The 6,598-nt window shown below is 60.5% G+C and carries 8 protein-coding genes; 3 read left to right on the top strand and 5 right to left on the bottom strand.

Annotated features, from left to right (window positions below):
* Positions 1 to 345 precede the first annotated feature (345 nt).
* The 3 genes from PQU95_RS07225 (at position 346) to PQU95_RS07215 (ending at position 2,990) form a co-directional block, all read left to right on the top strand.
* On the top strand, positions 346 to 624 hold the full coding sequence (locus PQU95_RS07225) for a DUF3224 domain-containing protein (protein WP_272751359.1): 279 nt from the start codon (positions 346 to 348) through the stop codon (positions 622 to 624).
* A 197-nt stretch (positions 625 to 821) separates the two neighbouring features.
* On the top strand, positions 822 to 1,730 hold the full coding sequence (locus PQU95_RS07220; protein ID WP_272751358.1) for a GNAT family N-acetyltransferase: 909 nt from the start codon (positions 822 to 824) through the stop codon (positions 1,728 to 1,730).
* Positions 1,731 to 1,922: 192 nt separating this feature from the next.
* Complete coding sequence (locus tag PQU95_RS07215) at positions 1,923 to 2,990, top strand: PLP-dependent cysteine synthase family protein (RefSeq protein ID WP_272751357.1); 1,068 nt, start codon at positions 1,923 to 1,925, stop codon at positions 2,988 to 2,990.
* A gap of 71 nt (positions 2,991 to 3,061) precedes the next feature.
* Here PQU95_RS07215 and PQU95_RS07210 read toward each other — a convergent pair whose 3' ends face one another.
* The 5 genes from PQU95_RS07210 to PQU95_RS07190 all read right to left on the bottom strand — a co-directional run bounded on the left by PQU95_RS07210 (position 3,062) and on the right by PQU95_RS07190 (position 6,594).
* The gene (locus tag PQU95_RS07210; RefSeq protein ID WP_272751356.1) at positions 3,062 to 3,412 is read right to left on the bottom strand and encodes an ArsR/SmtB family transcription factor; all 351 of its coding nucleotides are present in this window, start codon (positions 3,410 to 3,412) and stop codon (positions 3,062 to 3,064) included.
* Positions 3,409 to 4,644 (bottom strand): organoarsenical effux MFS transporter ArsJ, encoded by a 1,236-nt coding sequence (gene arsJ, locus PQU95_RS07205; RefSeq protein WP_272751355.1) that lies wholly within the window; start codon positions 4,642 to 4,644, stop codon positions 3,409 to 3,411. Before arsJ ends, PQU95_RS07210 begins: the two co-directional genes overlap by 4 nt.
* 3 nt (positions 4,645 to 4,647) lie before the next feature.
* A complete protein-coding gene (locus tag PQU95_RS07200; RefSeq protein ID WP_272751354.1) occupies positions 4,648 to 5,658 on the bottom strand; it encodes an ArsJ-associated glyceraldehyde-3-phosphate dehydrogenase in 1,011 nt (336 codons plus the stop codon).
* 22 nt (positions 5,659 to 5,680) lie between these two features.
* Entirely contained in the window at positions 5,681 to 6,178 is a 498-nt protein-coding gene (locus PQU95_RS07195; RefSeq protein ID WP_272751353.1) for a tyrosine-protein phosphatase, read from the bottom strand.
* A gap of 287 nt (positions 6,179 to 6,465) precedes the next feature.
* Positions 6,466 to 6,594 carry a DUF3149 domain-containing protein gene (locus PQU95_RS07190; RefSeq protein ID WP_272751352.1) on the bottom strand — a complete coding sequence of 43 codons (129 nt, stop codon included), beginning with the start codon at positions 6,592 to 6,594 and terminating at the stop codon, positions 6,466 to 6,468.
* Positions 6,595 to 6,598 lie beyond the last annotated feature (4 nt).

Genomic DNA, 6,598 nt, shown 5'->3' with positions numbered 1-6,598 from the left:
AGTGGACCATGCCGATTCGGGATTGGAAGGCGGCGCTGACTCGCTTTACCATTCAGTTCGAGGAACGCATTCCACAGGCGTAACCCAAACCCCGTTTACACAAAAATTCGGACAGGCCCCGCACTGACTACTACCGGCGGTAAACCTGACCTTCCGGTAAGTGTGGCACTGCCGCCTCATTTGGCTGTGTATTTTCAGACATAAACACGTCTAAATAATTGAAAAATAATGATAAAATTTCCATATCATTATTGACCAAGCACACAAAAGAGCCAAAGATATACTTGCTTAGGTGCATATTTCACGTTGGGCATTTTTGACTTTCACTACAACCGAGGCTTACGAATGTCAGTAGAAGTCAAATGCTCGTTCCAGATCACCAGCTTGGACAAAAAGACGCACCAAGAAATTGAATGTGGCATCAAGCTCTCGAATGCGAAGGTCACAAAGTCCTATTCCGTAGTAATCGAGGGAACAAGCAGCATCGAGCACCTCATGTCATACACGGCTCAAGGCACAACCAATGTTGTTGGCCTTGAGAGAGTCTCCGGCACGGTTGCTGGAAAAACAGGAACCTGTGTCCTTCAGCATGTCGGCAACTTCTCGAAAAGGGAAAGCCCGTAGCTCGCGGCCTGTTGTTGTCGGCCCTGGCACGGAAGGCCTGGCGAGTCTTCAACGTGAGGGCAGCTATATTAAGAGGTCACGGTGAGCCCGCACAGGCATCATTTAAATACACGTTTGCGCCAAATGCCTAGCCCGTCATTGCAGCAGGCTGCCTTCGGCAGCCGCTGATCTACAACGTTAGGCGGCCAAGGAACGCTATGCAAATCATCCGACGCTACAAGCCCGAGGACTGGTCAAGTCTGTGGCCTCTTCTTCACTCCACCTTTGCGGCGGGAGATACCTATGCGTTTTCGCCAGACAGTACTGAGGCGGAAATCCACAGCGTATGGATTGAAGCGCCACTCGCCACTTACGTCGTCACCGCAGATGATGGCTCAATACTCGGAACCTACAAACTTCAGTCGAATCAGCCTGGCCTAGGTTCGCATATCAGCAACTGCGGATACGTTGTCGCACCTAACGCGCGAGGCCAAGGTATCGCGTCGACGATGTGCGAACACTCCCAAGCCGAGGCGATGAGACTTGGATTCAAGGCAATGCAGTTCAACTTGGTTGTTTCCACCAACGAAGTGGCAGTTCGCCTCTGGAAGAAGCATGGCTTTGCCATCGTCGGCACCCTTCCCGGTGCGTTTCAACACAAAACGCAAGGCTACGTCGATGCCTATATCATGTTCAAGCCTCTAGCCGCCCAACCCTTCCTGGACGTGCCTACGACATGCGCCTTAAGTCAAACGTTAGGCGTCATTTCCCACTTCACACAGAAAGAGTGCAACGGCATGAACTCGGTCAACCTTTCGGCTGTGCTATCAAACCTTTCAGAACCATGGCAACCAGCAACGGTCGCGCGCTTCAATGGCAATGAAATCATGGTGGCCAAAGCAATGGGCGCATATGCCTGGCACAAGCATGAAGACACAGATGACTTCTTTTTGGTACTTAAGGGGAATATCACGATCGAAATGCGCGATCGCAGTGTTCACCTCGGCCCTGGAGAAATGCTCGTTATTCCGCGTGGTGTGGAGCATCGCCCGATAGCCACCGAGGAGGCTCATTTCATACTCATCGAGCCACCAGGTACTGCAAAAGATGGAACAACATTTGTCTAAGGTTTCAATACCACACAGCACAACCTGAATCGTCTCGGTGAACCGCCCCCACTCTGCGGCCACCCAACCCAGCCCCCCAACTGTATCCCCGTTTTGTGCCACTGCTGCCACTGATGGCCACAGTTCCGGCCCGCTACAATGGTTTGTATCCAATAAGACATTACGGCCAACCTTGGCCGGCGAGGAGACACCATGACAAGCTGGCTGATGCAGGCCATTCGCAAGATCGAGGCCGATTTCAACCGTAGCAGCGACACCCACCTGATTCCGCTGGTGCTGCCGGCGGCGCCCGGCATCCAGCTGTATTTCAAGGACGAGTCCACCCACCCTACCGGCAGCCTGAAGCACCGGCTGGCGCGCTCGCTGTTTCTGTATGCGCTGAGCAATGGCTGGATCAAGCAAGGCACGCCGGTGATCGAGGCGTCCAGCGGCAGCACGGCTGTGTCAGAGGCTTACTTTGCCCGCCTGCTGGGTTTGCCCTTTATTGCGGTGATGCCGGCCAGCACCTCGTGCGAGAAGATTCGCGCCATCGAGTTCTACGGCGGCCGCTGCCACCTGGTGGACGACCCGGCCACCATCTACGACGAATCGCAGCGCCTGGCGCGCGAGCTGAACGGCCACTACATGGACCAGTTCACCTACGCCGAGCGCGCCACCGACTGGCGCGGTAACAACAATATTGCCGACACCATCTTCCGCCAGATGGCGCTGGAGCCGCAGCCGGAGCCCAGCTGGATCGTGTGTGGCGCCGGCACCGGCGGCACCAGCGCCACCTTTGGCCGCTACGTGCGCTACCAGCAAAAGCAGACGCAAGTGTGCGTGGTGGACCCGGAAAACTCGGCCTTTTACGCCAGCTACGTCAGCGGCGACGCGCACTGTAGCTGCGAGGGCGGCTCCGGGGTGGAAGGCATTGGCCGTCCGCGGGTGGAACCATCATTCATCCCTACCGTGATCGACCACATGATCCGCGTGCCCAACGTGGCCAGCTACGCCGCCATCCACTTTCTGGAAGAAGTGCTGGGCCGCAAGTGCGGTGGCTCTACCGGCACCAACTTCTACGGCGTGTGCCTGCTGATGGCCGACATGCTGCAGCGTGGCGAGCAAGGCAGCATCGTGACCATGATCTGCGACGACGGCAGCCGCTACCTGAACAGCTACTACAGCGCAGACTGGCTGGCGGCCGGCGGCCACGACATCCAGCCATGGCTGCTCAGCTACCGCCGTTTCTTTCACGATGGCGTGTGGCAGCCGCCGCAGTAAGCGCCAGCACTGCCCACAAAAAAGCCGATAGCACTCGCCATTTGCTGCTCGGGCCACGTTGGCCGCAGCGCTCATTCGCCACAGTCCGGGGCGGCGCAGCACGGTAGCGCCAGCTCCGGGCACTGCTGCGGCTGGCCGGCGCAGCATTCGTCGGTGAGGTAGGCCAGCAGTTGCTGCATCAGCGCCAGGTTGGCGCGGTAGCGCTGGTAGCGGCCTTCCTGCGCCACCGTCACCAGCCCGGCGTGGCTCATGCCTTTGAGGTGGAACGACACATTATTGGCCGGCAGGTCCATATTGGCCGCAATCTGGCCGGCCACCATGCCTTCGTGGCCCTGGCGTACCAGCAGGCGGTAGATGTCCAGCCGCACGCCGGACGCCAGCGCTTCGAATAGCTTCACGGCAGTTTCTTTTTCTAGGCTCATGCGTTTTCTCTGGCAGGGTTGGCCGCATGCTGCGGCAGGGCCAGCGACACCAGCGCGGCCACGGTAATGAATAGGGTTGAAAGCCACAGGCAGGCGCCCAGACCGTATTGCTGGTACACCCAGCCGGACAGCACGGTGCCGATCAGCCGGCCCATGGCGTTGGACATATAGTAAAAACCCACGTCCAACGACACGCCGTCGGCCTTGGCGTAACTCACGATGAGGTAGCTATGCAGCGACGAGTTCACCGCAAACAGCACACCAAACAGCGCCAGCCCGCCCGGCACCACCCAGCCAGCGGGCCAGCCTGCGGCCAACCCTAGCGCCATGGCAGCGGGCAGGCCGGCCAGCGTGGCGGCCCACACAAAGGCGCTGCGGCCATCCGGCACCCTGCCCTGCTTTTTGCCGGTAATAGCCGGCGCCAGCGTCTGCACCACACCGTAGCCGATAACCCACGCAGCCAGAAAGCCGCCTACCTGCCAGACATCCCAGCCAAACACGGTGCCGAGGTACACCGGCAGCGCCACCACAAACCACACGTCGCGTGCACCAAACAGGAACAGCCGCACCGCCGACAGCCGGTTGATGGCCGGGCTTTTCGACAGCAGCTCGCGAAACTTTGGCTTGGCTTTGGCCTTGCCCAGGTCTGGGCGCAGCTGACACAGGCTGAACAGCCAGATCGCCGCCAATACCGCCGCCATGCCCAGCACCGCGCCGCCAAAGCCCAGCGTGGCCAGCAAGGCGCCGCCCAGAAAGAAACCCACGCCTTTCAGCGCGTTCTTGGAACCGGTCAGCAGCGCCACCCAGCGGTACAGCGTGCCCTGCTCGCCGTCCGGCACCAGCAGCTTGATGCTGCTTTTGGCCGACATCTTGTTCAGGTCTTTGGCCATGCCGGATAGCGCCTGGCTGGCCATCACGTACGGCACGGTCAGCATGGCGGCCGGTGCGGCCAACATCAGCAGCGCCAGCACCTGCAGCGCCAGGCCCAGGTTCATGGTGCGGTTCAGCCCCAGCCGCGCGCCCAGGTAGCCGCCGACCAGGTTGGTGACCACACCGAACACCTCGTAAAACAGGAATAGCACGGCAATCTGCAACGGGGCGTAGCCCAGCTGGTGAAAGTGCAGCACCACCAGCATGCGCAGCGCGCCGTCGGTAAGGGTGAACGCCCAGTAGTTGGCCGTTACCAGCAGGTACTGGCGGATGGCCGGCGATAGCGTGGAAAGCGTCTGCATCGCTTAGCCCTGGTCGGCCAGGCCCACCAGCCGCGCCAGCTCCACGGTGCGGTTGGCGTAGCCCCATTCGTTGTCGTACCAGGCGTACAGCTTTACCTGCGTGCCGTTGATCACCATGGTGGACAGCGCATCGATAATGGACGAACGCGGGTCGGTACGGTAGTCGATGGACACCAGCGGGCGGGCCTCGTAGCCCAGAATGCCCTGCAGCGTATGGTTGGCCGCATGCTGCAGCGCGGCGTTGACTTCCTCGGCCGTGGTGGCGCGCTCTACCTCGAACACGCAGTCGGTCAGCGAGGCATTGGCCAGCGGCACGCGCACGGCGTGGCCATTCAGGCGGCCGCGCAGCTCGGGAAAAATCTCGGCAATGGCGGTGGCCGAGCCGGTACTGGTGGGGATCAGGCTCATGCCGCTGGCGCGGGCGCGGCGCAGGTCTTTGTGCGGCTGGTCCAGAATGCTCTGCGTGTTGGTCAGGTCGTGAATGGTGGTGATGCTGCCGTGGCGGATGCCGAAGGTTTCGTGCATCACCTTCACCACCGGCGCCAGACAGTTGGTGGTGCACGAGGCGGCGGTAACGATGCGGTGCACGGCGGGGTCGAACAGCTGCTGGTTCACGCCCATCACCACGTTCAGCGCACCCGGCTCTTTTACCGGCGCGCTGACCACCACGCGCTTTACACCCTGTTCCAGGTAGGCCTGCAGCACGGCCACGGTTTTCATCTTGCCGCTGGCTTCGATCACCACATCGCAGCCGCGCCAGGCGGTATCGGCAATGGCTTTGTTGTGGCTCACGCTGATGCGCTTGCCGTCAATAACGATAGCGCCGTCCACCGCGCTGGCCTCGTGGCCCCAGCGGCCGTGCACCGAATCAAAATTCAGCAGATGGGCGTGGGTTTCCGCATCGCCGGCCGGGTCGTTGATGTGCACGAATTCAAACTCGGGCCAGGCCCAGGCGGCACGCAGTGCCAGGCGGCCGATGCGGCCGAAACCATTGATACCGATCTTGATGGTCATGGTGGGGTGTCTCGCTAAAAAGTTAAACGGCGTCGTACTGGCCAATCCAGGCCTGGTGCACCGGGTGCTGCATGGCCTTGGGGCGCAGCGCCTGTACCTGCGCAATGGCGGTGCTGCGTGGCACACCCAGCGCCATCAGGATGCGGGCGGCAAACAGGCCGGTACGGCCAGACCCGCCCTTGCAATGCATGGCCAGGCACTGGCCAGCCCGCAGCCGCGCCAGCAGGTCGGGCGCGACGGCTTGCCTAGCGCTAGCAAAATCCGCCCGCGGTGCGCACTCGTCGGCTAGCGGCAGGTAAAACCAGGCCAGCCCCAGTTGGCCGCACGCAGCGCCCATGCCATCGGCGCCGTTCTGCTGCAGCTCGGTGGCCGGCATCAGGCTGATCACGCCGCTGGCGCCAGCCTGCTGCAGGGTGTACCGCGCCAAGCTCGGGCTAGCGGCCTGGGTGCCGGGGCACGGTGTCAGCAGCAAACGGCCATCCACAGCGGGGATGGCCAATGTATCGAATGGGTGGCTCATGCCTGCGCTCCTGCCGAATCAATATTACAAGAATAATTGAAATAAAGTCTAGGCGAGCCATGTGACACCAAGATGAAGATAGCGGAAGGTGCGCAGAAGAGAGGCCGGCGTAGCAGATCAGCGTGCAGCATCTGTACGGTGGCGTGGGCAGTTAGGGCACAGTGGTAAGCCAGCTGCGCGCGCAGAAAAACCATAAAAAAAAAGGGGGTACGGCCCACCACCGTACCCCCAAACACACACACATCAAGAGGAAATCACACGCGCATGCCGTGGCATGCGTTTAAAGCTTACTTGTCGCCGTTCGCCTTCTTGATAAAGATGGCGATACAGGTCAGCACGATGACGGTTGTAACAGTGATAACGATAGCGCTCATCATGCCTACGTCGTCAGAGAGAAGTTGTTTCCACAGTTCCATGATA

It is taken from the genome of Vogesella aquatica (genome assembly GCF_028548455.1).
Classification (GTDB): domain Bacteria; phylum Pseudomonadota; class Gammaproteobacteria; order Burkholderiales; family Chromobacteriaceae; genus Vogesella; species Vogesella aquatica.
Note: the sequence above shows the minus strand (reverse complement) of the source record. Positions and strands in the feature narration are given on the sequence as shown.

What these genes read in the sequence shown, in the direction of transcription:
- PQU95_RS07225 (WP_272751359.1), top strand. Translation starts at nt 346, where the DNA reads ATGTCAGTAGAAGTCAAATGCTCGTTCCAGATCACCAGCTTGGACAAA.
- PQU95_RS07220 (WP_272751358.1), top strand. Translation starts at nt 822, where the DNA reads ATGCAAATCATCCGACGCTACAAGCCCGAGGACTGGTCAAGTCTGTGG.
- PQU95_RS07215 (WP_272751357.1), top strand. Translation starts at nt 1,923, where the DNA reads ATGACAAGCTGGCTGATGCAGGCCATTCGCAAGATCGAGGCCGATTTC.
- PQU95_RS07210 (WP_272751356.1), bottom strand. Translation starts at nt 3,412, where the DNA reads ATGAGCCTAGAAAAAGAAACTGCCGTGAAGCTATTCGAAGCGCTGGCG.
- arsJ (WP_272751355.1), bottom strand. Translation starts at nt 4,644, where the DNA reads ATGCAGACGCTTTCCACGCTATCGCCGGCCATCCGCCAGTACCTGCTG.
- PQU95_RS07200 (WP_272751354.1), bottom strand. Translation starts at nt 5,658, where the DNA reads ATGACCATCAAGATCGGTATCAATGGTTTCGGCCGCATCGGCCGCCTG.
- PQU95_RS07195 (WP_272751353.1), bottom strand. Translation starts at nt 6,178, where the DNA reads ATGAGCCACCCATTCGATACATTGGCCATCCCCGCTGTGGATGGCCGT.
- PQU95_RS07190 (WP_272751352.1), bottom strand. Translation starts at nt 6,594, where the DNA reads ATGGAACTGTGGAAACAACTTCTCTCTGACGACGTAGGCATGATGAGC.